This is a genomic window from Gordonia sp. UCD-TK1, from assembly GCF_001691435.1.
GTDB classification, from domain to species: Bacteria; Actinomycetota; Actinomycetes; order Mycobacteriales; family Mycobacteriaceae; genus Gordonia; species Gordonia hongkongensis.
This window is the reverse complement of the sequence record NZ_LZMP01000093.1, coordinates 1-633: the sequence shown is the minus strand read 5'-3', so window position 1 is coordinate 633 and position 633 is coordinate 1. Positions and strand designations below refer to the sequence as shown.

At 55.6% G+C, this 633-nt stretch carries 1 rRNA gene; it reads right to left on the bottom strand.

The features are described 5' to 3' along the window. Positions 1-400 precede the first annotated feature (400 nt). Positions 401-633, bottom strand: a 16S ribosomal RNA gene (locus A9310_RS24895); the annotation flags it as partial.

The window sequence follows — 633 nt, the reverse complement described above, 5'->3', positions numbered from 1 at the left end:
AGGATCGAATGTAGACACCACAAAACACTACAATTTCTGCTAAATCACAGACCAGCACTCCAACAACAGTCGAAGCATTGGTTTGAAATAAAGATGCTCGCATCCACTATGCACTTCTCAAACAACACACACCCACCACCGTGCACGCGCTCCCGCGACCATCACAGTCACGATCACCACCCGCACCCCAGTCATGAGCTAGGTCAGAGACAACACGCGTGTGTTCTCTCAGAACCCCGATAGCGTGACAATGAACCCGCCAGCCCTCACGGACCCGCAGTGACCCCCGATCCCTCTACCGGTGTAGAAGAAGTGGGCCTGTCTGATGTTTCACCCTCGAACACACACCCACCGCACAGACATACGCCGGCAGAAATGGGTGTTGTTGTGTGCTCCTTAGAAAGGAGGTGATCCAGCCGCACCTTCCGGTACGGCTACCTTGTTACGACTTCGTCCCAATCGCCGATCCCACCTTCGACAGCTCCCTCCCACAAGGGGTTAGGCCACCGGCTTCGGGTGTTACCGACTTTCATGACGTGACGGGCGGTGTGTACAAGGCCCGGGAACGTATTCACCGCAGCGTTGCTGATCTGCGATTACTAGCGACTCCGACTTCATGGGGTCGAGTTGCAG